Below are 24,979 nucleotides of genomic sequence, written 5' to 3'. Positions count from 1 at the left end.
ATAATACTGTTGTTCATCGAACCTCACACAACAAAGAGAACGTGGCGCAGCGCCACGTTGAAAATGGATTTCAGTTCCCATTGAGTTGAGCAAGTATTTGATGGAATGGGTATAATTCATAGTTTTTAAAACAATTTTAAGTTGGTTTGAGGCTCTGCTTTTAAAAGGTGTTAAACTAAACGCTGAAATTGCAATTGTCATAAGGTAATGAAACAAGAATGCATTTATTTGTAAACGATCTGACTGTTATGGACTTTTCCTATTTGTGCCCGAAAAGAGGCATGGTGGGAGAGAGTTGGATCGTCGATGTTGTGCTCAATGGCGCATTAAACGAAGAAAGCATGGTACTTGACTTCGGAAAGGTGAAAAAAGAACTAAAATATCTGATTGACGAATATGTCGATCACAAACTGTTGGTACCCGCAGAACATGCTTTTGTGAAGTTAGGCAATGACCACCGCAATGATAATGTCATTGTAAACTTCGTTCGACCGGAAAAAGAAATCGCATTAAGCTGCCCACCTGAAGCGTATGCCTTTATATATGCTGAAGAAGTGACGATGGAGTCAGTGAGTCAGTATTTAAAAGAAATCATAGCCACCCACTTACCTGAAAACGTTGACGATATTACGTTATCACTGCGAACTGAGGTTATTGATGGTGCCTTTTATCACTACACCCACGGGCTAAAAAAGCACGATGGCAATTGTCAACGCATTGCTCATGGTCACCGCTCCAAAATATTGGTGAAACTGGATGGTCAGTTCGATGAAAAATGGCAGAGATACTGGGCTAACCGGTGGAGCGATATTTATATCGGCACAACTGAAGATATTGTAGCCGCGAGCCAATTGTCTGAGTCGTTGCAAAAAATTGCTCCGCAGGGCGATTATTACTGTTTTGCCTATGAATCATCGCAAGGCGAGTTTGAACTGATCATTCCTAAAGCTGAGTCAGAGATTGTGGACACTGATTCCACGGTAGAGTGTCTGGCGCAATATCTGGCCAACGAGCAGGCCGCTCTGACTCCGGATACCTCAGTTGAAGTTGTGGCTTTTGAAGGCGTTGGCAAAGGAGCAATCGCATATGCGTAAGGGCCTGACTGCTTTCTTAATGTGCTTATTTTTAAGTCAGGTTCAGGCGTTGGAGTTACGCGGTGAAAAACAGCAAGGCAGTTTGTTACGCGGTAAACTTCCCGCAGGTAGTCAGCTTTGGTTAGACGACCGGGAAATTACCCTGGCCGCGACAGGGGAGTTTGCTCTGGGATTTTCCCGGGATGACAAATTAAACTGGCAATTAACCTGGCGCTTACCTGACGGTACTGAACAAAAGCAGGCACTGGTAATTGATAAACGCCTCTATCAGGAGCAGCACATTGATGGTTTACCACCTAAAATGGTGACGCCTCCTGAATCAACCCTAACGCGTATCCGACAAGATGCCCAAATGGTGCGTAAGGCGCGGGACCGTATTGAAGCAGATACCGCCTTTGCACAAGACTTTATCTGGCCCGCTAAAGGCCCAATCTCCGGTGTTTATGGTAGTCGCAGAGTATTAAATGGTGAGCCAAAACGGCCCCACTACGGAGTAGATGTGGCCGGACCGATAGGGCAGCCGGTATATGCCCCGGCAGATGGTTTAGTTACCTTGTTTGTTCCGGATATGTATTATTCGGGAGGCACCTTAATTATTGATCATGGTTATGGTGTTTCTTCTACGTTTCTGCACTTACACAAGGGTCATGTCGAGGTGGGACAACGTGTTAAACAGGGGCAACTTATCGCTGAGATTGGTGATACCGGAAGAGTGACTGGCCCCCATTTAGATTGGCGAATGAACTGGTACGAAAAGCGCGTTGATCCGCAACTTCTCGTACCCACTATGGCGCCCTAAGGTTATTCTCCTAACCAAAGGCGCGCCATAACCGGATCGTCGATGGTGAGGTAAATTGTATCTTTCTCGGCAGCCTGAATCTGTAGCGACACCTGCAATAGTCGGCCACGTCTGAACAAGGTAAGTTCAACACTTGACCCCAGTGGATATTTGGCCAGTTCAGTTTCAAGAGTTTTACCTTTTAAATCCCACTGATTCAGTGCCACAATGCGATCACCTTTTTGCAGGCCCGCATGTTGCGCTGCGCGTCCGTTACTTACCTGTTGCACCGTAATACCGGAAGAATCACTGCTGTAATGCATGCCAAGATCAACGGCGTTGCTATCATACGCGCCTTTTTTACCACCGATATCCTTTAGGTTATTGCGGGCGCGAAAATGTGACGTTATGCCAAAGCTGGCCAGCAGCTCCTGCCATGGTAACTCATCGGTACTGTAAAGCGCTTTATCTAAAAACTCGCTCAGGTCCAGATGCAGTTTGTCGCGCAGTAATTCATGTATTACCTGGTTGTCTGTTCCGGATAACGGTTTGCCGAAGTCCTGCCACAGGGCCTGCATAACATCATCCAGACTCTGTTTATGTTGACTTTCTCGTTTGATGAGCAAGTCCAGACACAGGGCAATTACCGCGCCTTTGATGTAATAAGAAACGATGCCATTAACGGCATTTTCATCCTGTTTGTAGAATTTAGTCCAGGCTTCAAAGCTGGATTGTGTCACGGTTTGAACTTTTCGACCTTCTGTGCGATACAAACGCGTTAAGGTTTGCCCTAATAACTCCAGGTAGCTTTCCTGGTTAATAATCTGTGACCGCAACAGGCTGAAATCGTCGTAGTAAGAAGTAAAGCCTTCATATATCCATAACTGCTCTGAATAACACTCTTTGGAAAGATCCGGTGTCAGGTACACTTTGGGCTTGATTCGTTTAACATGCCAGGTGTGAAACAGTTCGTGGCTACAGAGGCCCAGAAATGAACGATAACCATCGGTCATGGTATGTTGCTCAGCTACTGTCGGTAGTTCATTGCGGCTAAATAATAATGCCGTGGAGTGGGTATGCTCTAAACCGCCAAAATCTGATTCAGAAAGCAATGTCATAAACAGGTAGTGTTTAATGTCAATATCGCTACTGAATAAATTGAGATGGTGCTGACATATTTTTTCCAGATCTGATTTTATGCGTGGCAGATCGGCATTGTGCCCTCCGGCTAATACCATCTTAAAATTGATGCCTTCTACTTCAAACTCCAGCACATCTGCGTCAGCAAATAATATTGGGTGTTCTATTAAGTCGGCATAATCACTGACACGATATAGCCCGATACCTGTGTCGTTTACGTCCAGCTGTGTCATGGCGGTAAAAGTGCGCCAGTTAGGTAACAGGTTGTCAGCCAGGATCGCCACCGTACTCGCCTGTTCATGCAGTTCCTGTACTTTCAGAAACACACTGGTACCGTTGGCAAAGCCATATTCTGTGTCTAAAAATGCTGCCCGTATAGAAAGATCAAAGGCATAAACCTGGTAGCGAATGATGGTTTTTGCCTGGCATTGGCTTACCTGCCAGCTTTGCTTGTCCAACTGTGTCACAGGCAGTGCCTGGTTTTGCTCGTTGCAGGCGCTGATGGTGAGCAGGTTTTTGGCAAAATCCCGCACCATGTAACTGCCTGGGATCCAACAGGGGAGAGTCAGGTTTAGTTCGTCAAAGTCTGCTGAGTCAATGTGGATCTCCACATTAAACGTGTGTTTAGAAATAGCGTCTATACTAAGTTGATAATGTAATTTTGAATTGCTTGCTTTCATAATTTCCTGAAAATTTGACGTCACTTTTTGGGGGAAAGATGCACTGAGGGCAGCTAAAATATAACGATAATAACCCGCAGGGTCCAATTTGATATTGAGACACCCGGGTAAATATCGCATAGTTTGTGCTTAGGCGAAACGGCAAGCTGCCGATAAGCAAGCCGACAACCCGATAAACAAAAAGAGTAATGTTACGCCTATGGCGATTTTGGCTTCCAGACAAAAACTTTCCAGCGCGGATGTGAATAAACTGCGCTCACTAAAACCCGGCTTACCGGTGGATTTTCAGCTTAGCTTTCCCAACACAGTCAAACGCGTTCGCTCCGAGTTTATCGGGGCGGATGGCCGAAAAACGTTGATTTTCAAATTCCCGGATGAAAAAAAATACGGTCCATTGCGCGATGGATTATATGTTGACGGGCAGGTCATCGTGCGCCTGGTGCTGGAAGACAGTGGAGAAATTGTGGCCTTTAAAGCCAAAGTTAAGGCGATTACCATGTCGCCTATCCATGCTGTCTGGGTAAACTTTCCGGAAGCGGTGCAGGTGCAGGGGTTACGGGCAGAAAAAAGAACCCAAATTCGGGTACCCTGTGAGCTCAATGCTGTGCAATCGAAAATATCTGATGAACATAAAAGTCGTCTTGGTGAAGGCATGATTCTGGATATTTCTGGCAGCGGTTGCCGGGTTGGTGTTACCCGCAAAGGCCGGGAAAAGATTGAAGATAAGCAAATCATGCTGACTATTAGTGCGCCCGGTAATCAGGAGGATTTCAAGTTTCGTTCGGAAGTAATGAATGTGCGTATGGATGAACTGTATTTTTATTACGGTTTGCGCTTCGAGGAAAAGAATCATTACACCGAAGCATTACTGGAGCGGTTAATGGTCAGCCAATAAAACAGCAGTTGCTCAAAAACCAGACATAATTTATGCTGACGCTGGATTATAACAAAAAATTAACAAATCATGATTCAGCAAATTCATCACCGACAGATAGATGCCTTACTCAGTGAGTACGGAGAAAGTCATCAAAATCGAACCAATATCTTGATCCATGGTATTGCCGTTCCGGCGATATTTTGGGTTACTATAGCGCTGGTGTGGTTAGTGCCAGTGCCAGAATTTTTAGCTGCAATGGATATTACTTTTGCACATATTCTGGCGATACCCACACTCTATTACTACTTTCGCTTGTCCGGGCCTATCGGGGCCGCAATGACACTGATGACCATGGCGGTTTTTTTGAGTATAGAGGCCATGTATCAACAGGGCATCAATGTACTGCAATTTAGTCTGGTACTGTTTGTTGTAATGTGGATATTGCAGTTTGTCGGGCATCATATTGAAGGTAAAAAACCGTCATTTTTCAAAGATCTACAATTTTTACTGGTGGGGCCTGCATGGTGGTGGGTACACTGGTTGAAAAGACTTAATATTTCGTATTAAATTCGCCTTTCTTTCAAATTATGCGACCAATAGCGTTTGTTGCAGGACAAGCAGCAAACGCATTGCATTGGGATGTCGTATAATTTCCCTCAAATCATCATTGGAATTGTCATTTGGTTAACTGGCATAAACTATTTGAAGACAGAGAGCGCTTGTTCTGGACACTGCATGTTGGTGGCTGGGCTGGCTTTGCTCTGGTTTATTATATCGGGTCGTTCTTACATGACATGCGAACTGTTTGGATCTTTGTCATTTTCCTGAACGCTATTGCTGGTTGCCTGATTAGTATTCCTCTGCGCTATGTTTATCAAAAGGTTGCCAAGCTGCAACCCTGGCAAATGTTATTGTCTGTGCTGGTATCCTGCTTTGTGGTGTCTTTGCTATGGCAGGTGATGAAAAATGTACACTTTTGGGAGATTTATAAGCATGGGTATCGTCCCGAGGACTGGTATTATTATTTGAATGGCAGCCTGAACTCCTTCTTCATACTGATGTGCTGGACGGGATTGTATTTCGGTATCAAAAACTATCAGTTGCTGCAAAAAGAGAAGCAAAATGCGCTGAAATCCAACGCAATGGCCCACCAGGCACATATTAAAATGTTGCGTTATCAGCTCAACCCGCATTTTTTGTTTAATACCTTGAATGCGATTTCTACGTTGATATTGGTTAAGGAAAACAAAACGGCTGAAGAAATGGTCAGCCGATTAAGCGACTTCTTACGTTATTCTCTGGATAAAGATCCGATTAAAAAAGTCCCTCTGGAACAGGAAATTCAGGCACTGAGTTTGTATCTTGATATTGAAAAGGTACGCTTTGATGAGCGGCTTGACGTGCAGTGGAAGGTTGATGAAGATACCAGTAAAGCCCTGGTGCCCAGCCTGATATTACAACCGCTAGTGGAAAACGCCATCAAATACGCCATCTCCAAAATGGAACAGGGGGGCGAAATTTGTATAGCCACTCGATTGTTTGGCCGGGATTTATTATTGGAAGTGGCTGATAACGGGCCCGGCGCCGATATCGTGAATGGTCAGTTGCATCGCACCAATGGCGTGGGATTGACCAATATTCAGGAACGATTACACTCATTATATGGGCAAGATTATTCATTTGTGGTGTCGCATAACGACCCTACCGGAATTAAAGTTAGTATCAGAATACCTTACGAATTAGTAGACAATGGATAAAAAAATTAAAGCAGTAATTGTGGATGATGAACCGCTGGCCAGGAAAGGGTTAGCGATTCGACTAGGTGCATTTGATAATGTTGAGGTCATCGGGCAGTGTGCCAGCGGGAATATTGCCGTTGACGAGATCCCCCAATTAAAACCAGACCTGGTGTTTTTGGATATTCAGATGCCCGGGCTCAATGGATTTCAGGTAATCAATAAACTCAGGGATACCGGTCAGCCTTTACCGCTAATCATCTTTGTTACTGCCTTTGATAGCTATGCAATCAAAGCGTTTGATATTCACGCCCTGGATTACGTGTTAAAGCCTGTTGACGACAAACGTTTAAAAGAGGCACTGCAAAAGGTTGAAGAGACTCTTAGCCAGGTACAGGAAGGGGTGCATAAACACAAACTGGCAAGTTTAATCGCTGATTTCACCGGCGATGATTGCGAAGATATCCTGCGCAAGTTAGCCGAAGGCGAACCCATCTCGGCAAACCCATACCCGACAGTGCTGGCTATTAAGGACGGCTCCGAAGTTACCCGAGTGTCCGTAGAGGAAATTCAATGGATTGACGCGGCAGGCGACTATATGTGTGTCCATGCTCAGGATGGAACCCATATTATGCGGCGGACCATGAAAGAGCTAATCGACGATCTCGATCCGCGTCGCTTCGTTCGCGTGCATCGCAGTGCCATAGTAAACATCAATTACGTCAATAAACTGATCAGCCACATCAGCGGTGAATACCATTTAGTGCTGCACAATGGCACCGAATTAAAAGTGAGTCGCAGTCACCGCGATAAAGTCAAAGAAATGATCAATGCCTGAGTGGTAGTTGCTCACTCGTAGTCAATACTTCGGGCAAAGAGTGGTATTCGCGGTTAACGCTGAACGTTAAAGGGCTGTGCGCATAAAGGAAGCTGGCGGTTAATGTTGACCACAGCTGTGTGCGTAAAATTCTCACAATCATGTGATAACTGGCTTCTGTTGCACGATGTGGCTAAACCATTAATGTAACTCTGTGCATATACAGCATGTGGGCTGTACGCTCTCAATAAAACCACCGTCCCGGGTCTTATTATTCAATGGATAGGTAAGCTGCCATCATCGACATTAGTGGCAGAACGTTACGGGACAATATTAGCTATTTGCAGGTTCCTGCAACTTCCTCAGGTCAATCTCTCACCTAATTTTTATTAGATTCTGATTTCTTTGGTGGTCGTAAAATTTTACGACAACACTATTGAGTTCATCTGCCGTCTGTTCCGAATGACCTGTTAACTTTAGTAAGCTACTGTTTTTAATGGTATTTAAGGCTTAAGCTGCAGTGTGTTGCAAATGTGTCAAAAAACACGCTTTGTAACATCTTTCACGGCATTTGCTGTTTATCGTGATAAATCGACGGCTAACGGATTTAAACTTTTTTCTTTTTTTGTTCGACCTATAGTTGCAACAATAAAATAACAAATCCGGGACAACAATGGATATTACCAAAGCAGCATTAAAAAATGCCTCCGGCGTGGCTATCGTCGTGGGTATCATTACCTTTCTGGGATTATTTAGTTTATCGGAGCTTCCCGTGCAACTGTTCCCGGACATTGAACGTCCCAGAATCAGTATTCAGACCTCATGGCGTGCGGCTGCACCTCAGGAAATTGAATCAGAAATCCTGGAGCCCCAGGAAGAGGTGTTGCAAGGGTTACCCGGTATGAGAACCATGTCGACGTTTGCCAATCAGGGGAATGCCTGGATAAACCTGGAATTTGGCCTCGAAACCGATATGCAAAAAACGCTAATTGAAGTCATCAGCCGAATGAACCGCATTCCACCACTGCCCAGAGATGCATTGTCACCTAACATCATGTTAGGTGGTGGGGGCGGTGGCCAGCCTGCTCTGACTTATTTCTTTTTGCAAAAATTGCCCGGCAACAATAAAGATATCAAAGAGTTTATTAACTATTTTGATGAAAGTATCCGGCCACAACTGGAAGCCATTCCCGGAGTCTCTCGCGCTCAAATGCAATCAGGTCGGGGAAGCGAAGAAGAGTTTCAGATCGTGTTTGACCCTTATCGCGCTGCTGAGCTGGGCGTTGATATTACCAACATTTCCCGGTTGTTAGGATCGGCAAATGATGTTTCCGGTGGCTTTGTCGAAGTCGGGCGTCGCAAATACACATTGCGCTTTGAAGGCAAATATCAGCCCCAGCAAATGGGCGAAATGATTCTGGAATGGCGCAATGGCAGTCCCATCAAGCTCAATGATATTGCTGAAATTCGCATCCAGGGTGGTGATGAGAATTACGTCAGTATTCAAAATGGCAACCCGGCTATTTCCATCCGCATTGACCGGGAGAATAATGCCAATGTGCTGGCCACGTTGCTGGAAGTCAAAGATAAGGTTAACGAAATCAACACCAATATGTTGAACCCGCAACAACTTACCATGGTGCAATCTTTTGATGCATCGGTGTTTATCTATCGGGCGATAAATCTGGTAAGCAGTAATTTAGTGATGGGTGTCTTCTTAGCGGTGGCAATACTGTGGTGGTTTATGCGTCAGCGCCGGGCCACGTTAATTGTCGCTTTGTCGATTCCCATTTGTTTGTTGAGTACCTTTGTGGTTCTGCAAATAACCGGTCGCTCTCTTAACGTTATATCTTTAGCAGGCCTGGCATTTGCTGTTGGTATGGTGTTGGATGCTGCCATCGTCGTTCTGGAAAACATTGTGCGGCATAAACGAGAAATGGCCAATAGTACTGAAGCAGCTGAAAAGGCCACAAAGCAAGTGTTTGGTGCTCTGATGGCGTCAACGGCAACCACCGTAGCGATTTTTATTCCGGTCATTTTCCTGAAAGATGTGGCTGGCCAGTTGTTTGCTGATTTAGCGCTGACCATCGCCATTGCCGTGGTGATATCGTTTGTTGTGGCAATTTCCATCTTACCTGTAGCCGCTAGTCGATGGTTAAACAAAGAAATGCCGGAAGACAGACTAAAACCAGTTTGGAACAAAATAACCCGCAGCGTGATGGGCGCCACATCTAACAACAAAAAGCGATTAACGATTGTTGCAGTATTGATGGTACTACCTGTCACTGCCACTGTAATGTTGTTGCCTAAGTTAGATTATCTGCCACCGGTAAAACGCGACGCCATCGATGCATTTTTTAACTTTCCGCAAGGTGCCAGTAGTGAGTTTGTAGAAAAAGAAGTTATGGATTTGGTGGTAAAGCGCTTGCAGCCCTATATGGATGGTGAAAAGCAGCCCGCCTTAAAAAATTACTACATCATCACCTGGCCAAATGGCGGCACTATTGGCGCACGAGCCAAGGATCAAAGCAAAGTTAAAGAGCTGGAAACCCTGATGCGCGAAGAAATATTGAAGGACTTACCAGACACGCGTGCCTTTGCTATGCAGGGCAATCTGTTTGGTGGTTTCGGCAATGGCAGAAGTATCGATATTCGACTGCAATCAACAGATACCGATGGTATGGCAGCCGCTGCCGTGATCGGTATGGACTTACTGGAAGAAACCTTTCCAGGGGCTAATGTACAGGCGAATCCGGCGCTTGAGCAAACAGAGCCTCAAATTAGCCTGATTCCCAACGATTCTCGCATGATGGAAGTGGGATACGACAGACCAAGCCTGGCCAACATAGTGCGCACGATGGGCGATGGCCTATACGTGGGCGAGTACTTTGATGGCATAAAGCGCATGAATATTATCTTTCGCTCAGAACAATGGGCTACACCGGAAGAGTTAGCTGTGGTGCCTATCATGACGCCTTCTGGTGAAATGGTACAATTGGGTGAATTGGCCGAAGTGAGACGCACTGTCGGCCCCAGCCAAATTCAGCGCATAGACCGTCGCCGTACCTTAACCTTGTCACTAAATCCGCCAGATAATATGTCATTGGAAGAGGCAATGGACATTGTCAAAGCGCAGGTGGAGCCACAAATACTGGCGGCGATGCCAACAGATGGCACAATTGCCTACGGCGGCTCAGCCAGCAGTCTGAACAATGTGGTTTCCACCATGAGTCAAAACTTCCTGTTTGCAATGGCGCTGTTGTTTATCTTGATGGCGGGCTTGTTCAAATCCCCTAAAGACAGCCTGATGGTTGTACTCAGTATTCCTCTGGCGACCGTGGGTGGCGTGATTGCCATGCAGTTACTCAATCTGGTGACGTTTCAGCCTTTGGATCTGTTAACCATGATTGGCTTTATCATTACCCTGGGATTAGTTGTTAATAACGCTATCTTGTTAGTCCATCAAACACGACTGGCTGAAAAAGAAGACGGATTGTGCCGTCGGGACGCAGTAGAGCAGGCTTTGTCGCTGCGCCTTCGGCCGATTTTCATGAGTACTCTGACCTCGATTTTTGGCATGTTGCCTCTGTTACTTATACCCGGTGCCGGCAGTGTTATTTATCGCGGTATGGCGGCGGTAATTGTTGGTGGTATGACAGTCAGCACCATATTTACCCTGATTTTATTACCCACCTTGCTGCAACTGTCTGTGGGGAAACCCTCGCAGGTGCCAAACCTGACCGGCGGAGGTGTATTACACAATGCAAAGAATCAAAAACTTAACGACAAACACTAATTTTACAGGACAGGCATAATGAAGACTTTAATTCGTATCGCAATTCCCGCACTAATGACGTTGTCATCATTGGCTTTAGCGCAGGAAGAAAACCAGGGGCCGCCTCCGGCGCTGGTAGAAGTAGATGACGTAATAACTGAAATGGTGTCTGAGCAAATTTGGGTACCCGGCACGGTGATGAGTCGTTCCGATTCTAATATTGCCTCTGAAGTTGGCGGCAGAATTGAGTGGATGGCAGACGTGGGAGAACTGGTGCAAAAAGGCCAGGTACTAGCCCGACTGGATGATGAATTACTGCAATTACAACTTGAACAGAACATTGCTGATATTGCCAAATGGGAATCTAGGGTGGCCTTACTGGAGCGCAAACAGGAACGGGTGGGTAAAATGGCGCAGCTCAACAATTCTTCCCGTGATGAACTGGATGAAATCATTTCCGAACTGGAAGTGGCGCGCCAGGAAATTCAACAATCACGCATTAATAAAAGACAAACCGAGTACCGACTGGCGCAGACTAATGTAAAGGCGCCTTTTGATGCTATGGTCGTAGAGCGTATTCAAACACCCGGGGAATACACTTCGGTAGGCGCTGATATGTTAAGAGTGGTGGATACGCAAAATATTGAAGCCAGTATTCGCGCCCCGTTATCAGCTTCTCCTTTTATTACCCGCGGTCAGGAAGTATTAGTTAAAAATCGGATCAGCGAAAAAAGCGAAACTATCCGGACTATTGTGCCTGTGGGTAATTCTGGTTCGCGCATGATGGAAATTCGCGTAGCTTTAAAACCCGGTGATTTCCCCATTGGCAGCGCAGTCAGAGTTGCACTACCACACAGTGATGCCCACGAAGCGATTACCGTAAAACGCGATGCTTTGGTGCTAAGACAGGCCGGAACGTTTGTATTTATCATCGATGATGAAAACAAAGCGCATCAGGTGCCGGTGAGAACCGGTGTTGGTATGGGAGAAAGAGTGGAAGTGTTTGGTGATATTCGCAATGACGACAATGTTGTAGTGCGCGGCGCAGAGAGACTGCGTGCCGGGCAAACCGTCAGATATCAGGAAACCACGGAAATCGCCCGAAATTAACGTCATTTAATCCATTGTTCTTGTTCCCTTCAGAACATTGTTTGCCGCTCAGCAGAGCGGCTTTTTTATTCCAGAATGTCAAAAAATTCGGTCTGAATCTTCACCAGGTACGGATCTAAGGGCTTTTGGTTGTTCCAGGTGTCTGGCAACGGCACTTCCACCAGTTGCTGATTTTGCTCGCCCACCATGATGCCTGACTTACCAGCAATTGCACACTCAACCGCATAGGCGCCCAATTTGGTTGCCAGGATACGATCTTGTGGGGAAGGGGAGCCGCCGCGCTGAATGTGGCCCAGCACAACAGGGCGACTTTCGATATCTAATTCATCATTGATTTTACTCGCCAGTGCCGTAACACCACCTGGTCAGAGGTTTTCAGCAACAACAACGATGTAGCTGCATTGGCCTTTTTTCTTTCGGGTGGTTTCGATTCGCGCCACCAGGTTTTTGAAGGCTGCTTCGTTATCATTGTTGATTTCCGGCAGCAATACCTGGTCAGCCCCAGAGCTGATGGATGCACTTAAGCCAATGAATCCGGCATGGCGGCCCATAACCTCGATCAAGAATACCCGCTCAAATGCGTCTGCGGTATCCCGGATTTTGTCTATGGCATCCAGTGCCGTTTCTATTGCAGTAAAATAACCTATGGTGGCATCCGTACCATAAATATCGTTATCAATAGTGCCAGGTAAGCCTATTACTGGTTTAGCCCAGTGTTGTTGCAGGTGATGGGCACCGTGAAAAGAACCATCACCACCAATTACCAACAAGGCATCGATACCGAGTGCTTCCAGGTTGTTAGCGGCTTTGAGCGCCGATTGTTCAGTTTTAAACTCCGGACACCTTGCGCTGTGCAGCAAGGTACCACCATTTTGGATAATGTTAGATACCATTTCAGGCGTTAGCTCTACGTGTTCACTATCCAGTAAACCGTAATATCCATGTCGAAATCCGACTACCTGTATATCGAAATGTTCTGCGGTGAGCACGATGGCTCGGATACAGGCATTCATACCAGGTGCATCGCCACCGGAGGTCAGAACAGCAATTCTTTTCATAGGCATTAACAAACAATCTTTGTGTTTAGTATCAAAACTATATGGCGATATATAGGAAAATGACAACCCAAATTAATCCCGAACGAAGATTTCAGCTTATAAAAGGCGATGAACAACCCATAATGTAGTCTTTGTACTGAAATTTTTGGGAAAAAGATTCTTGTAAGAAAGCGTGTTTTTTTCTCAATATCCGTCTTTTCAGGTGTAGACTGAAAAAACCTTAGCAACGGGATTCAACGCTATGAAAAAGTTGACAGCGCTATGTCTATCACTCCTACTTACTGCCTGTAGCTCTCAATTTGCCTACAATAATCTGGACTGGCTTATTCACTGGTATCTGGACGATTACGTTGATCTCAATAAAAGCCAGAAGGGGCTTTTCGATGCTCAGTTTGCCAACTGGCACAGTTGGCATCGGGAAAACGAACTCCGGCATTACACCGAGCAATTGCAAGCAATAAAATTGCAGTTACAAGGCGAAGCGATGACTGCGCAGCAAGTGCAACAGCATTTCGAGCAGGTCAGAGGGCATTGGCAGAGGTTAAGGCAAAGACTGACACCAGATATTGCGGCATTAGCGGTGCAACTCAGTGATGCTCAGATAGCGTCCTTATTTGCAGCGTTAGAAGAGAAGAATGTTGACGATGAGCAAGAACGCCTGGCAATGGATGAACAGGAACAACAGCAACTATTTGAAGAGCAATATATCGACAGGTTAAGTGATTATTTTGGCCGATTAACCGAGGCGCAGAAAATGCTTGTAAGCGACGCTGCCAGCAAGGTGATTTCTAATCACGTTGAATGGATCAGGTATAAAAGGGAAGTACAAAAAAACGCGCAAGCGCTGTTAGTCAACAGAGCTGAAAACCCGCTGTTTGTCGAAGAATTTAGCGCTTTGCTAAATGCGCCGGAACAGTTTCAACACGCCATTTACCAGCAAAATGCACAACACAATCGCCAGGTGTTTGCGCAGCTGATTGCAGACGTTAATGCCATACTGACGGAAAAACAAAAGCTACGACTATTCAGAAAAATTGATGGTTATATCGAAGACCTCAATGAGCTAACAGAAGATACCTAAAACAACTGGTTCAGAAAGAGCGATAAGAGTACACTTCGCGTCCCGATTCTTTATCTCTCATTTGCCATGGAATATCGTCCTCTGTTTGGATTTGCTTTGTCACTGCTGACCGCGGTGATGTGGGGTGTCTTGCCGGCTTTTATGTTACTGGCATTGCAAACAATGGACCCCATTACAGTCAGTTTTTATCGCTTTGTTTTTGCCTTTGCATTTGTTGCTGCAATGATTAGCTGGCGTAAACAATGGCCAATAAAACGACAGTTTGAACAGCGTCGTGGCGCACTGGTGATTCTGGCTGGGCTGGCATTGTCTGCAAACTATGTCGGATATGTTAAAAGCCTTGAATATCTGCACCCGGAATCGGCGCAGGTTATCATTCAGATCGCGCCTTTTTTGTTGATGCTGGGGGGCTTCTGGTTTTTCAAAGAAAGCTTTACGCGTTTGCAACTGTTGGGAACCTTGTTATTGCTTTCGGGGTTTGTGTTTTTCTTCGACAATAAATGGCAATTGCTGTTTAGTGGCTCAACAGGGTACACCGTTGGCGTATTGTTGATGTTGTTCGCGGCAATCGCCTGGGCCGTGTATGCGTTGTTGCAGAAGAGCTTGTTAACTCATTTTACGGCCAGACAGATGACCCTTATTTTTTATGGTTTCGGTGCTTTGATGTTGTTGCCTATGTCAACACTCAGCGATCTTTTTGCCTTGACCTGGTTAAGTGGACTGGCTTTACTTTTTTGCTGTGTAAATACGTTGATCGCTTATGGCAGCTTTACCAAGGCCATGTCTATTTGGGAAGCCTCAAAAGTCAGTGCGGTGATCGCCCTGGCGCCGATATTTACCATTTTAAGTACCAGCGCCGCGGTAGCTCTATACCCGACATTTTTTGACTATTCTGATCTCACTAAAACGGCATATGTGGGGGCGTTTATGGTTGTATCTGGTTCAATGCTAACAGCGCTGGGCAGAAAAAAAGCTAAATAGGCTTTACTGTTTTCCTACCGGGCGCTCGTCACTATGACAAATAGTATCGTAATCATCCCGGTAATAGCGCAAGTCCACACAGGCTTCTTCATAGCGTTGTTTTGCGGTTAAGGCCGCCTGAGGGTGGCTTTTGTCGTTCATTTGTTTACGCAAGGTTTGACACATTTTTTCCTGGCGCTTAACTTCCAGAATATCCTCACAGGGTTTGTTTTCCAGAACGATGCAACCTTGTAGCAATGATGTTGCCAGGCCGGCAAGCAGAATATTTTTCATTTTAGTTCCATGTACTGACTCAGGTCAGATTTTAGTTTTAAAAATTCAGTGGACTGTTGTGCACTGAGTGCGATGCCTTCAAGTATTTTGATGGTCTTTTTTGATTCTACGATAGTTACCAAATCCGGTTTTGTTGTTTGTTCCATCAAACGTGTCGAACAATTTAGTAAATTGAGTGCCACGTCGGCATTAACTTGTGAGTACTTTAATGCGTGACCGAAGGCCTCAAAGGCTGCCTGGTATTTGCCTCCGTTGAAGCAGTCCAGACCTTTCTGATTATAGTGCTCAAATTTGCCGCTTTGGGATTCTATTTCTTTACCTACTTGTTCCAACATATACTCAATGTTGTCATCTAATCTGTAATCACTGGCTCGCAGGTCGTCAGTGAGTATTTTTGCCTGATCGAATTCGCCAACCTTTACCAATAAACTGATGGTGTCTGGCGCTAATACCATTGGCATTGCTTCAAATTTTTGTTCGATCTCTTTTTGAGCTGCGCTCAGGTTGTTTTTGGCTTCAACGGATTTTCCATCTAATGAATTGATTCGGCCAGTGATTAAGTTGGCAAATGCGTCGAAGCTGAATTCATCGCCAGAACGGATCACCAGTTCATCAGAGCGCAGACGTTGCAGTGTCAGCATGGCTTCTTGCTGGTATTTATTCTTTTTGCCTTTGTCATCGGCATTTTCAGCCACATCAATAATTGAGCGCACAAAGTTACACATGTGCGCCAGATCCCTGTGCACAGAGCGTTTACTTTGCTCAAACAGTTCTTTGCAACATTGTTTGGCGAATTCATAATCCTGATTGATACGACCAATGGCCGCACCTAAATACTGGCGGTTAATAGAGTAGGGAGACATATCTAAAGCGAGCCGTATCTGGGCCATGGCATCGGTGTATCTTTCCAGCGCCATATAACTTTGCGCCAGAATATCATGCCCCTCAAGGGCTAAAAGTCTGGCTGACACTATTTGTCTGGCCAGTTTAATGCTTTCTTCATAGTCACCCATTAATAATTTGGTTCTGGCCATGGCGACTTGTGCCCAGGGCAGGTTTTTCTGTTCCAATACTTCCTGTAACAGTTGGTGGGCGGCATCAAAGTCATCGACTCGCCAGTATAATTCAGTCATCAATAATATGATGCTCTGGCGGTATTTTGTGGCGGTTTCTAACAAGGTTTTGCAGGCTACAATGGCACCTTCCCAGTTTTGTTTGTGAACTTCCAGGTGGATACTGCGCAGGGCCTGTTTTTTTTCGAAAGCTTTAGCCAGTCTGTTAAGGAGTTGTGCCTGAGAAAAGGGTTTGATGATGTAATCGTCCGGGTTGCGCTCTATACTGCCCAGCACTATCGGACGGTGGCTGTCGCCACTTACCATCATATAGACGGTGTCGGCACGGGTGAGTTTTTGAATTCTGAGTTGTTCAATTAACTGGTAACCATTCTTTTTGTTGGTGCCCAGGTGCAGATCTGCGATGACAACGTCAAACTTTTCCTTTTTGCAGTCTGCGATTGCCCCCTCTGCGCTTTGCACGATCCGCAAGGAGCGCACACCCAATTTAGAGATAATCCCCTTTAACATGAGCAAAAAAGGTCGTTGGTCGTCAACGATAATAACTCTCTTGTCTGTCAGATTTAATTTGGGCATTACAAGCGAAAGTGCTAATTCAGAATGTAGTCCTTAAAAATGAATGAGAACTGCGTCAAAAGCAAGGAAAACCACCAATGTTGTTGTTTTTTCGGGCAATTATTCAAAAATAAGGCGTGAGCACCAGTGAACTGCCGGGTTTGTATTCCGATGTGCTATGTGGGCAAATCTGTGTGTGATATCAGACAATTAATATAAAGATGGTGGAGGGGGCTGGATTCGAACCAGCGAAGGCGGAGCCGTCAGATTTACAGTCTGATCCCTTTGGCCACTCGGGAACCCCTCCAAAAGAGCGGCGTATATTAGCAGAAAAATTGCTGCTGTAAACATTTCGTCATAATAAGTTTTGTTTTTAAAGATTTATCCCTATTTTGCCGATAACAAGGCGTTGAAGAGTTTCAGTTTTGTGTGATGGACAATAACCAAAAAACAACCGTAAATCCGGAAATCAGGCAGACCGAGTTTAAGACCGGACTTGGCCGGGCGCTGCGTCACGGATCGCAAAGTGACTTTGCCTTGTTACTGTCTATGATGCAGCAGGATATAACGCAAAGACTGAAAGTCGAAGGGGAGACGGAAGACAAGCCGGTAGGCTTAATCCCAATAGAAAAATTTAATTTCTATCCCGAAGTTCCGCTCAAAACAGAGAAACAACACTATTTATGGCAACAGGAGTTTGCAGGGGCTATTCAGCGCAACGACCTACCTTCGGCAAAGTTGCTGGCCTATATGCATCCCACGCCTTTATCCCTGTATAACGATGTTAAACGAATCCCGGATGATGTAACGTCAAACTGCGATATGTTTACACAACTGAAAATAAAAGGATTGCAGAGTGAAAATATACAGGTAGATGAAACACTACTTTACGATACGGTTAGAGAAGTCAGGGAGAAAGGACTCGATTAGCTCAACTGACTTTATTCAGACAACACTGTTTGAATTTTTTCCCGCTGGTGCAGGGACAGGGCGCATTTCTGGATAATTTAATCTTGCCTGAGTCACTTTGCATCTGGCCGGTTGTATATTTCCACTGACTGTCCTGCAACTCAAAATCAGAAATCTCGTGCATTTGGTATACCGTGCCTGCCTCATTATAAAATGCGATAAATTCTACCTGGGCGAAGTTGTCTGATATCGCTGTAAAGTTAAGCACCTTTAAGCCAATCCAATGGGTGTTTTCGGCGGCACTACTGAGGCCCTCAATGTTCAATTTTATGCGTTGCTCGTTACCGTAGGTTTCCAGAATATACTGGTAGTTTTTAGTGCAATAAGCTGAAAACCGGGAGCGCATCAACTGTTCAGCATTTTGTGGCGTTCGTTTTCCGTTGAGGAATGGTCCACAACACAACTCAATTTTTTCCCCACTACAACAGAAACAGTTTTGCATTGATATATCCGGCAATTTAAATCAATGCAGTGTCTCATTGTCACGGATGTTTTCCAACAAGATCACCTGTACTTTGTTTCTGTGACTCAAATTCTGAACATATTCAAACTGGGCTTCCGACAGCTTATTTTTTTCAACCACAACAGCACTGCAATGACCAGATAATATAATGCGTTGCAATGACTCAAACTGGCAATGGTGCTCTTTTAATTTGACCTGTAGTACGGGTAAATGTGCAGCCCTGAGTTTAATTTCATCGTTGAGAAAGTATATCCAGCGCTTTTGTCGGATAAGACCCAGAAACAGCGCCCGTAATTTTGCCATTTCATCAAACTGATAAGGGGTATTAGCATTAGCACTTCTGGCTGAGTGTTTTGGCTGGCTGACCTGCACATCAATAGATTCAGATAAGCTGGTGCTCTGTGGAGCGTTGTTCGACTCGATTAAAAACATAACGAATACCTGTATAAAATACTGTATAGGAAAACAGTAATACTGTATTTCAATCCAGTCAAGTTAAATTTGCATAAAGTTTGAACATGGGAAATAATCGTTGGATAGCATAGTGTCGGCCAGAATTATTTTTGCCGGCCAGCTGATTTGCTGAATAGGCGTTGTTGTACCACTTTGAATCGAGTGCTTAACATTAAAAGTAAAAGCAATGCATATAGTATTGGCTCTGGATCGAATGATTTCACAGACCAGATGAAATGGAGGATCACCAACAAACTGGCGGGATAGATTAGATTGTGTAGTTTTTGCCATCGTTTACCCAAAGTGCGTTGCATTGCTCTGGGTGAAGTAACGGCCAGCGATGTCAGAATCAGAAAGGCGCTAAATCCTACAGTGATGTAGGGGCGCTTAATAATGTCTTCCAGCAAGGTATCAAAGGCCAACTGCAGATCAAAAACAACGTAGTTTGAAAGGTGTAGCACTGCCCAGGTAAAGCTATATAAACCCAGTAAACGCCTAATTTTTATCCATTGTGGCTGGCGCGTAAATCTGGCTATTGGCGAAACCAATAGCGTCAGTAACAGTAGGTTAATGGCCCCCATACCGGTAAAGTGAATTAAGGCCTTCACCGGGTCTGCACCCAGCGCATCGGTAAAAGCCCAATAGTACCAGGTCAAGATAAACGCCAGGTTAGTGACATGTATGACAATCTTAAGCTGTACAATACTTTTAGGTGTTACGCGTAATATCATTCTTCTAAAAATACTTACTCAAATCCAGATCTTTGTACAATGATGCAACTTCGCTGTAACCATTAAATGCTTGTGTGGCGATTCGTTGACTGCCTAATAATCCACCACTTCCTAACCGCCGTTCTGTCGCCTGCGACCATCGCGGGTGTGATACCTTTGGATTAACATTCGCATAGAAGCCATATTCACGAGGTTGCAGTATGTTCCAGGTGTTTGCCGGTTGGGTTGACGTTAATCGAATTCTGACCACCGACTTGATACTTTTAAAGCCATACTTCCAGGGGACAACCAGGCGTATCGGGGCACCGTTTTGCGGTGGCAAGGTTTTGCCATACAGTCCAACCGACATAAGTGTTAACGGGTGCATTGCTTCATCCAGACGCAAACCTTCTACATAGGGGTAATCAATACCTCCTCCCACAAAACGGCTTTTCTGCCCTGGCATTTCTTCCGGTCTGTACAGGGTTTCAAAGGCAACATAGCGGGCTTTGGATGTTGGCAGAGCTTTGTTCAGTAATTTATGTAATGGAAAGCCCAGCCAGGGAATAACCATAGACCAGGCTTCTACGCAACGAAATCGATAGATGCGCTCCTCGATATCAAAGCTGTTATACAGGGCGTCATAATCAAGTTTCAGGGGTTTTTCGACTTCACCGTCGACGATAAGTGACCAGGGATCTACGGTCAGCCCCTGAGCGTTGTCTTTAGGGTCGTCTTTACCTGTGCCAAATTCGTAAAAATTATTGTAAGAGGTCGCTTTTGCTTCTGATGTTATGGCATCCGATGCAATATAATTGCTGTTTTTCTTGTGGGGTAATGCCCTTGTCTGAAATTGCGGATCATCGCCAAACAAACTAAATGCAGTGCTACTTTGCGGTGTTGTCAGTAGCGCACCGGCACCAACAAAGCCCATGGATTTCAGAATGTTACGTCGGTTCTTAAACAGAGATTCGCTGGTGACGTTGTTTTCTGTTAGTGGTTGATCTACTGTTTTTAGTTTTGCCATATTCAAACGCTGCTCGGTTTACAGGTTAGCTGTTTACGTATGAGACCCGCTTTGGCTTAAAAAAATCTCTGAAGATGGTAAAAATTTATAATGGCGAGTGAATTTTATCCAGAATATCGGCGGCGTATTTCAACGCTGCATTGATATCTTTGGCGGTTAAATGGCGTTCCAGCTTTTTACGGGCATCAACAGCTTCATCAATGTTCTGACATACTGCCAGACTAAACCAAGCATAGGCATGAAAAAGACTTTTTGGCACACCATTGCCCTGTAGAAACAACATTCCCAAGTATAGTTGTGCTTTGCCATGTCCTTGCATTGCCGCTTTGCGTAGCCACTTTGCGCCCAGATAGTGATTTTTCTCGTGTTTGATATAGTGGATTCCGGTGGCAAATTGCTTGTGCGGCAACTGCTCAGGTGTGCTGCCTTTGGCTCTTTTTTCCAGCACCTGTATGAGATCGTCTATGCGCTCTAACAGAGACATTTCTAACTGATGAGCTTGTTGTGAGTGCAACAGTCCCGCTGAGTGATTGATATCAATGTCAGTTGAATATTCGAATTCTTCAAACTCATCGTCTGTGTTTTGCCCGGCGTTGTCACTGGTTTTTTGAGTATCCTCGGCTTGCGCATCACTGAGGATGTCATCAGAGTAACTGGAGGCAATAGATTGGCGGGATGTTTTTGGTGTTGCTGAACTTTCAGGGGCATCCTGCTCGGGTGACTCGGCTATTTGCGTGATGTCCTGCTTGATTTCCTGCTTAATGTCGTCGTCCAGAACGTCAGATTCTTCAAGGCTAAACTCATCACCAATATCTGAGTCATTATCGTCTTCAAGGCTGAATTCGGGTGACTCGTTGTCATCGCCTGCATCATTGAAGAATGCATCTTCAAATTCTACGTCTTGTTGTCTTTCTGCTTCAGCCATAATAGGTAAACCATGTTGTTCTTTATATTCATCCGCCGATTTTGAAATATCTTTAACAAACAGCGGATTATTAGCGCTTTTTGCCCCTTGCAAAGGTCAACACGCTCCATTAAGTTTAGTAAAATTGGCCGTGATTGATACCTTGCATTTTAGGTAAAAACAAATTGCCATGCATTCTTGATGCAAATTCATCTGTCATGCCGGAAATATAGTCGGCAATCACCCGTGTTTCAGCACCGCGCTCTTTGGCCTTATACCATCTTTTCTGGGTATTTTCTGGTAACAGCCGCTCAGGATCTGATGCAAAAGCATTAAACAATTCCATAACCACCAGTTGCCCTTTGTATTCCAACTGCTGAATTTCTGATTTTTTGATGACCCTTTGAAACACAAACTTTTTAAAGACGCCAAGGGCCTGCTCAAACTCTTCAGGAAAGCTGGCGTTGTATTTCAACAGGGGCTCAGCAAAAGACTCATGGGTTTGCGTTACCTCAATTTTGGTAATAAACGCGTTAACCAGGGCACCAATAGCATTTTTGCGCTCATGTGGGTGCTCGCTAAACAACAGATCACTTAATCTGGGAAGCTGCTCGTTTAACCAGGTGGCGCCTTGAATCGCCATGATGGGTCCCACCAGTTCTTTTTCAAAAGCGCTTTGGTTGACGATACCCATCACAATGGCATCTTCCAGATCATGAATGCTGTAGGCGATGTCGTCGGCCAATTCCATAATCGAGCAATCAAACGATTTGAACTGAGTTTTTTGGTGAGAATTAGGGCTTTTGCTTTCTTTGCTCTGTTGCAATAAGCGTTTGTCTTCGCTGCTGAGCACATCAAGCATCCACTCTAAAGCAGCACTATCATCATCATAAAGCCCTTTAGGAGGATGCCAGTCGCCTGCTTTTACACTGCGAAAATCTTTCAGGTTATCGGTTGGATAGCTGCCCTGAAGTTGTGCAATAGTGGCAGGATATTTAACCAGGCCAAGTAAGGTTCTGCGGGACAGATCCATGCCGTGCTCAGCCGTATAAGGTTCCAGCCGGGTAACAATGCGAAATGTTTGTCCATTACCTTCAAAGCCGCCGTGTTTGTGCATCATATAATTGAGCGCTACTTCGCCACCATGACCGAAGGGAGGGTGCCCGATGTCATGGGCCAGACAAAGTGCTTCTATTAAGATTGGGTCCAGCGCCAGCTCAGACATAAGCTGTGGATACTTCATCTGAAGTTGTGCTGCAATGCCTTGTCCGATTTGTGATGCTTCCAGCGAGTGGGTCAGACGGGTGCGATAGAAGTCTCCAATACCAATGCCCAATACCTGAGTTTTTGATTGCAGTCGACGAAAGGCTGCGGAATGTAGAATTCGAGCTTTATCTCGTTGAAACGGCGTGCGGTGATCTCCTTCGCGCACAGTACGGTTATCAAACCGTCTCTCAAGCCATTGATTGTCCAATCCAAACCCTCTTGCGTTTTTGTTTACGTTACTGTGCTGTAACAAGCGGGTCAAGAGGGGGATTGGATATTATTGGCGGGAAATTAGTCACGTGCAATGGCGTGAGTTATTCCAGTTCCAGTGTGATTTCATCCAGACTAAGTAAAAAACTGGGCACGTACGCTTCCAGAAAATACTCAACTTCCGGCGAGTGATAATCTTTAAGGGTTTGATCCATACGTTTTTTGGCCAGTTTAAATTCTTTATTGCCTGCAGCCAGCTCTTCCAGCGTTTTCAGGTAAGCACAAATCACGTCTGCGGCTTTGACTAAAAATGCTTCTTCGCTGCTGTGGTGTTGCTGGTCAATTAAAGCCGCATAGTCTTCCCGGAATTCTTCCGGTGCCATATCAATCAGGCGCTGCTCGGCTATTTTTTCAATCTTTTTATATTCTTCTTTTATGGCGTTGTTAAAATATTTGACCGGGTTGGGTAAATCCCCGGTTAGTACTTCTGATACGTCGTGAAAAAGTGCGATGGTCGCTACCCGGTTTGGGTCTACCTGGCCGTCATAATAACGGTTTTTGATCAGTGCCAAAGCGTGTGCCACCATCGCTACCTGCAGACTATGCTCCTGCACATTTTCCTGATGAACATTGCGCATTAACGGCCAGCGTTGGATGAGTTTCATTCTGGCCATGTGTGCGAAAAAGTGGCTTTTTGTATGCATATAACTATTTAATCCTGTATGTAAGTGGAAAAGAACTCTCTGATACCGTCTATCGCGGGCACCAGTTGATCCTGATGGGGCAAAAATACCAGTCGGAAGTAGATACCTTCAAAGAAATTAAAGGCACTACCATGGACTAACAGTACTTTTTGTTGCCGCAATAAATCCAGGATCATCCGTTCATCGTCGCGGATCTGAAATTTCTTTTCATCCACTTTGGCAAAACAATACATAGCACCTTTGGGTTTTACGCATTTGATGCCAGGAATATCGTTTAGCATTTTAAAAGCGATATCTCGCTGAGTCCGCAATCGTCCCCCCTCAGCTATCAATTCATTAATACTCTGATAGCCTCCCAGAGCGGTTTGTATGGCATGTTGACTGGGTACATTGGCACACATACGCATAGACGAAAGAATATTTAAGCCTTCTATGTACCCGCGTCCAAGGCGCTTATTGCCACTCAGAAACAACCATCCGGCGCGAAAACCGGCTACCCGGTAATTTTTTGATAACCCGCTAAAGGTCGCAAAAAAGATATCATCTGCCAAACTGGCGATGGAGATGTGCTTGGCACGGTCGTAAACAATTTTGTCGTAAATCTCATCACTGAATATCATCAACCCGTGTTGCCTTGCCAGTTCAATGATCTCCAAAAGCAGATCTTTACTGTAAACCGCACCCGTTGGATTGTTTGGGTTGATGATTACGATAGCTTTGGTGTTACTGGTTATTTTGGCGCGGATATCTTCGATGTCCGGAAACCAGTTGGATTTTTCATCGCAGCGGTAGTGTACCGGCGTCCCTGAACTCAGGCTTACAGCAGCAGTCCAAAGCGGGTAATCCGGAGAAGGCAACAACACTTCATCACCGCTGTTAAGCAATGCCTGCATGGCCATCACTATCAATTCGCTGACACCATTGCCGATAAACACATCTTCTATGGCAATATTTTTAATATTGCGTTGTTGGTAGTATTGCATCACTGCCACGCGGGCGGCATAAAGTCCGTTAGCATCTGCATAACCTTGCGAGCTGGGCAGGTTGTGAATAACGTCTTTGAGGATATCCTCAGGTGCTTCAAAACCAAACGGGGCGGGGTTACCGATATTGAGTTTTAATATACGGTGACCTTCATCCTCTAATCGTTTGGCTTCACTCAAAATGGGGCCACGAATGTCGTAGCATACATTGTTGAGTTTATTGGACTTTTCAATTGTTTTCATTTGGCATTTTTACTCCTTG

The 24,979-nt window shown here is 45.1% G+C and carries 22 protein-coding genes, 1 tRNA gene and 1 pseudogene; 11 read left to right on the top strand and 13 right to left on the bottom strand.

Annotated features, from left to right (window positions below):
• The first annotated feature begins 218 nt into the window (after window positions 1-218).
• Both LJ740_RS02550 and LJ740_RS02545 read left to right on the top strand, forming a co-directional pair.
• A complete protein-coding gene (locus tag LJ740_RS02550) occupies window positions 219-1,094 on the top strand; it encodes a 6-carboxytetrahydropterin synthase (RefSeq protein ID WP_229527480.1) in 876 nt (291 codons plus the stop codon).
• A complete protein-coding gene (locus LJ740_RS02545; protein WP_229527479.1) occupies window positions 1,087-1,893 on the top strand; it encodes a M23 family metallopeptidase in 807 nt (268 codons plus the stop codon). Before LJ740_RS02550 ends, LJ740_RS02545 begins: the two co-directional genes overlap by 8 nt.
• Window positions 1,894-1,895: 2 nt before the next feature.
• Here LJ740_RS02545 and LJ740_RS02540 read toward each other — a convergent pair whose 3' ends face one another.
• Complete coding sequence (locus tag LJ740_RS02540; protein WP_229527478.1) at window positions 1,896-3,692, bottom strand: M61 family metallopeptidase; 1,797 nt, start codon at window positions 3,690-3,692, stop codon at window positions 1,896-1,898.
• A gap of 199 nt (window positions 3,693-3,891) precedes the next feature.
• On the opposite strand from LJ740_RS02540, the gene LJ740_RS02535 reads away from it, so the two are divergent.
• From LJ740_RS02535 to LJ740_RS02510, 6 genes are all read left to right on the top strand, one after another.
• Window positions 3,892-4,587, top strand: coding sequence for a flagellar brake domain-containing protein (locus LJ740_RS02535; protein ID WP_229527477.1), 696 nt, complete (start codon window positions 3,892-3,894; stop codon window positions 4,585-4,587).
• Between the two features lie 69 nt (window positions 4,588-4,656).
• Window positions 4,657-5,136, top strand: a complete 480-nt coding sequence (locus LJ740_RS02530; RefSeq protein WP_229527476.1) for an Mpo1 family 2-hydroxy fatty acid dioxygenase — start codon at window positions 4,657-4,659, stop codon at window positions 5,134-5,136.
• A 113-nt stretch (window positions 5,137-5,249) separates the two neighbouring features.
• Window positions 5,250-6,326 carry a sensor histidine kinase gene (locus tag LJ740_RS02525; RefSeq protein WP_229527475.1) on the top strand — a complete coding sequence of 359 codons (1,077 nt, stop codon included), beginning with the start codon at window positions 5,250-5,252 and terminating at the stop codon, window positions 6,324-6,326.
• On the top strand, window positions 6,319-7,143 hold the full coding sequence (locus LJ740_RS02520) for a LytR/AlgR family response regulator transcription factor (protein WP_229527474.1): 825 nt from the start codon (window positions 6,319-6,321) through the stop codon (window positions 7,141-7,143). The genes LJ740_RS02525 and LJ740_RS02520 overlap by 8 nt, the downstream gene beginning before the upstream one ends.
• Before the next feature lie 652 nt (window positions 7,144-7,795).
• Window positions 7,796-10,918, top strand: a complete 3,123-nt coding sequence (locus LJ740_RS02515; RefSeq protein ID WP_229527473.1) for an efflux RND transporter permease subunit — start codon at window positions 7,796-7,798, stop codon at window positions 10,916-10,918.
• Window positions 10,919-10,936: 18 nt separating this feature from the next.
• Window positions 10,937-12,007 carry an efflux RND transporter periplasmic adaptor subunit gene (locus LJ740_RS02510; RefSeq protein ID WP_229527472.1) on the top strand — a complete coding sequence of 357 codons (1,071 nt, stop codon included), beginning with the start codon at window positions 10,937-10,939 and terminating at the stop codon, window positions 12,005-12,007.
• 65 nt (window positions 12,008-12,072) lie between these two features.
• On the opposite strand, the pseudogene LJ740_RS02505 reads toward LJ740_RS02510, so the two are convergent.
• Window positions 12,073-13,065: pseudogene (locus LJ740_RS02505) on the bottom strand (ATP-dependent 6-phosphofructokinase).
• 241 nt (window positions 13,066-13,306) lie between these two features.
• Here LJ740_RS02505 and LJ740_RS02500 point away from each other — a divergent pair.
• The gene (locus tag LJ740_RS02500; protein WP_229527471.1) at window positions 13,307-14,146 is read left to right on the top strand and encodes a DUF6279 family lipoprotein; all 840 of its coding nucleotides are present in this window, start codon (window positions 13,307-13,309) and stop codon (window positions 14,144-14,146) included.
• A 96-nt stretch (window positions 14,147-14,242) separates the two neighbouring features.
• Window positions 14,243-15,127: a DMT family transporter gene (locus tag LJ740_RS02495; protein WP_229527470.1), complete on the top strand. Its 885-nt coding sequence runs from the start codon at window positions 14,243-14,245 to the stop codon at window positions 15,125-15,127.
• A 3-nt stretch (window positions 15,128-15,130) separates the two neighbouring features.
• Here LJ740_RS02495 and LJ740_RS02490 read toward each other — a convergent pair whose 3' ends face one another.
• The 3 genes from LJ740_RS02490 to LJ740_RS02480 form a co-directional block, all read right to left on the bottom strand.
• Window positions 15,131-15,400, bottom strand: a complete 270-nt coding sequence (locus tag LJ740_RS02490) for a hypothetical protein (RefSeq protein WP_229527469.1) — start codon at window positions 15,398-15,400, stop codon at window positions 15,131-15,133.
• Entirely contained in the window at window positions 15,397-17,049 is a 1,653-nt protein-coding gene (locus tag LJ740_RS02485; protein WP_229527468.1) for a response regulator, read from the bottom strand. The genes LJ740_RS02490 and LJ740_RS02485 overlap by 4 nt, the downstream gene beginning before the upstream one ends.
• A gap of 201 nt (window positions 17,050-17,250) precedes the next feature.
• Window positions 17,251-17,335, bottom strand: a tRNA-Tyr gene (locus LJ740_RS02480).
• A 125-nt stretch (window positions 17,336-17,460) separates the two neighbouring features.
• Between LJ740_RS02480 and LJ740_RS02475 the strand changes: the two genes are divergently transcribed.
• On the top strand, window positions 17,461-17,958 hold the full coding sequence (locus LJ740_RS02475) for a VC2046/SO_2500 family protein (RefSeq protein WP_229528022.1): 498 nt from the start codon (window positions 17,461-17,463) through the stop codon (window positions 17,956-17,958).
• Between the two features lies 1 nt (window position 17,959).
• Here LJ740_RS02475 and LJ740_RS02470 read toward each other — a convergent pair whose 3' ends face one another.
• The 8 genes from LJ740_RS02470 to LJ740_RS02435 all read right to left on the bottom strand — a co-directional run bounded on the left by LJ740_RS02470 (window position 17,960) and on the right by LJ740_RS02435 (window position 24,960).
• Window positions 17,960-18,439: a YchJ family protein gene (locus LJ740_RS02470; RefSeq protein ID WP_229527467.1), complete on the bottom strand. Its 480-nt coding sequence runs from the start codon at window positions 18,437-18,439 to the stop codon at window positions 17,960-17,962.
• A gap of 21 nt (window positions 18,440-18,460) precedes the next feature.
• On the bottom strand, window positions 18,461-18,892 hold the full coding sequence (locus LJ740_RS02465) for a hypothetical protein (protein WP_229527466.1): 432 nt from the start codon (window positions 18,890-18,892) through the stop codon (window positions 18,461-18,463).
• A 125-nt stretch (window positions 18,893-19,017) separates the two neighbouring features.
• A complete protein-coding gene (gene msrQ / locus LJ740_RS02460; protein ID WP_229527465.1) occupies window positions 19,018-19,644 on the bottom strand; it encodes a protein-methionine-sulfoxide reductase heme-binding subunit MsrQ in 627 nt (208 codons plus the stop codon).
• A 4-nt stretch (window positions 19,645-19,648) separates the two neighbouring features.
• Entirely contained in the window at window positions 19,649-20,650 is a 1,002-nt protein-coding gene (msrP, locus tag LJ740_RS02455) for a protein-methionine-sulfoxide reductase catalytic subunit MsrP (RefSeq protein WP_229527463.1), read from the bottom strand.
• Between the two features lie 85 nt (window positions 20,651-20,735).
• Window positions 20,736-21,668, bottom strand: coding sequence for a tetratricopeptide repeat protein (locus LJ740_RS02450; RefSeq protein WP_229527462.1), 933 nt, complete (start codon window positions 21,666-21,668; stop codon window positions 20,736-20,738).
• Window positions 21,669-21,690: 22 nt separating this feature from the next.
• Entirely contained in the window at window positions 21,691-23,028 is a 1,338-nt protein-coding gene (locus LJ740_RS02445; protein ID WP_229527461.1) for an anti-phage deoxyguanosine triphosphatase, read from the bottom strand.
• A gap of 106 nt (window positions 23,029-23,134) precedes the next feature.
• On the bottom strand, window positions 23,135-23,734 hold the full coding sequence (yfbR, locus tag LJ740_RS02440; RefSeq protein WP_229527460.1) for a 5'-deoxynucleotidase: 600 nt from the start codon (window positions 23,732-23,734) through the stop codon (window positions 23,135-23,137).
• Between the two features lie 8 nt (window positions 23,735-23,742).
• Window positions 23,743-24,960 carry a pyridoxal phosphate-dependent aminotransferase gene (locus tag LJ740_RS02435; protein ID WP_229527459.1) on the bottom strand — a complete coding sequence of 406 codons (1,218 nt, stop codon included), beginning with the start codon at window positions 24,958-24,960 and terminating at the stop codon, window positions 23,743-23,745.
• Between the last annotated feature and the right edge of the window lie 19 nt (window positions 24,961-24,979).

The organism is Planctobacterium marinum, assembly GCF_020687805.1.
In the GTDB taxonomy this organism is placed as follows: domain Bacteria; phylum Pseudomonadota; class Gammaproteobacteria; order Enterobacterales; family Alteromonadaceae; genus Planctobacterium; species Planctobacterium marinum.
The sequence above is the reverse complement of the archived record's forward strand: the minus strand, read 5'-3'. Positions and strand labels throughout refer to the sequence as shown.

Excerpts from the sequence above, each read along its gene's own strand:
- LJ740_RS02550 (WP_229527480.1), top strand. The coding sequence starts at position 219 with ATGCATTTATTTGTAAACGATCTGACTGTTATGGACTTTTCCTATTTG.
- LJ740_RS02545 (WP_229527479.1), top strand. The coding sequence starts at position 1,087 with ATGCGTAAGGGCCTGACTGCTTTCTTAATGTGCTTATTTTTAAGTCAG.
- LJ740_RS02540 (WP_229527478.1), bottom strand. The coding sequence starts at position 3,692 with ATGAAAGCAAGCAATTCAAAATTACATTATCAACTTAGTATAGACGCT.
- LJ740_RS02535 (WP_229527477.1), top strand. The coding sequence starts at position 3,892 with ATGGCGATTTTGGCTTCCAGACAAAAACTTTCCAGCGCGGATGTGAAT.
- LJ740_RS02530 (WP_229527476.1), top strand. The coding sequence starts at position 4,657 with ATGATTCAGCAAATTCATCACCGACAGATAGATGCCTTACTCAGTGAG.
- LJ740_RS02520 (WP_229527474.1), top strand. The coding sequence starts at position 6,319 with ATGGATAAAAAAATTAAAGCAGTAATTGTGGATGATGAACCGCTGGCC.
- LJ740_RS02515 (WP_229527473.1), top strand. The coding sequence starts at position 7,796 with ATGGATATTACCAAAGCAGCATTAAAAAATGCCTCCGGCGTGGCTATC.
- LJ740_RS02510 (WP_229527472.1), top strand. The coding sequence starts at position 10,937 with ATGAAGACTTTAATTCGTATCGCAATTCCCGCACTAATGACGTTGTCA.
- LJ740_RS02500 (WP_229527471.1), top strand. The coding sequence starts at position 13,307 with ATGAAAAAGTTGACAGCGCTATGTCTATCACTCCTACTTACTGCCTGT.
- LJ740_RS02490 (WP_229527469.1), bottom strand. The coding sequence starts at position 15,400 with ATGAAAAATATTCTGCTTGCCGGCCTGGCAACATCATTGCTACAAGGT.
- LJ740_RS02485 (WP_229527468.1), bottom strand. The coding sequence starts at position 17,049 with ATGCCCAAATTAAATCTGACAGACAAGAGAGTTATTATCGTTGACGAC.
- LJ740_RS02475 (WP_229528022.1), top strand. The coding sequence starts at position 17,461 with ATGGACAATAACCAAAAAACAACCGTAAATCCGGAAATCAGGCAGACC.
- LJ740_RS02470 (WP_229527467.1), bottom strand. The coding sequence starts at position 18,439 with ATGCAAAACTGTTTCTGTTGTAGTGGGGAAAAAATTGAGTTGTGTTGT.
- LJ740_RS02465 (WP_229527466.1), bottom strand. The coding sequence starts at position 18,892 with ATGTTTTTAATCGAGTCGAACAACGCTCCACAGAGCACCAGCTTATCT.
- msrQ (WP_229527465.1), bottom strand. The coding sequence starts at position 19,644 with ATGATATTACGCGTAACACCTAAAAGTATTGTACAGCTTAAGATTGTC.
- msrP (WP_229527463.1), bottom strand. The coding sequence starts at position 20,650 with ATGGCAAAACTAAAAACAGTAGATCAACCACTAACAGAAAACAACGTC.
- yfbR (WP_229527460.1), bottom strand. The coding sequence starts at position 23,734 with ATGCATACAAAAAGCCACTTTTTCGCACACATGGCCAGAATGAAACTC.
- LJ740_RS02435 (WP_229527459.1), bottom strand. The coding sequence starts at position 24,960 with ATGAAAACAATTGAAAAGTCCAATAAACTCAACAATGTATGCTACGAC.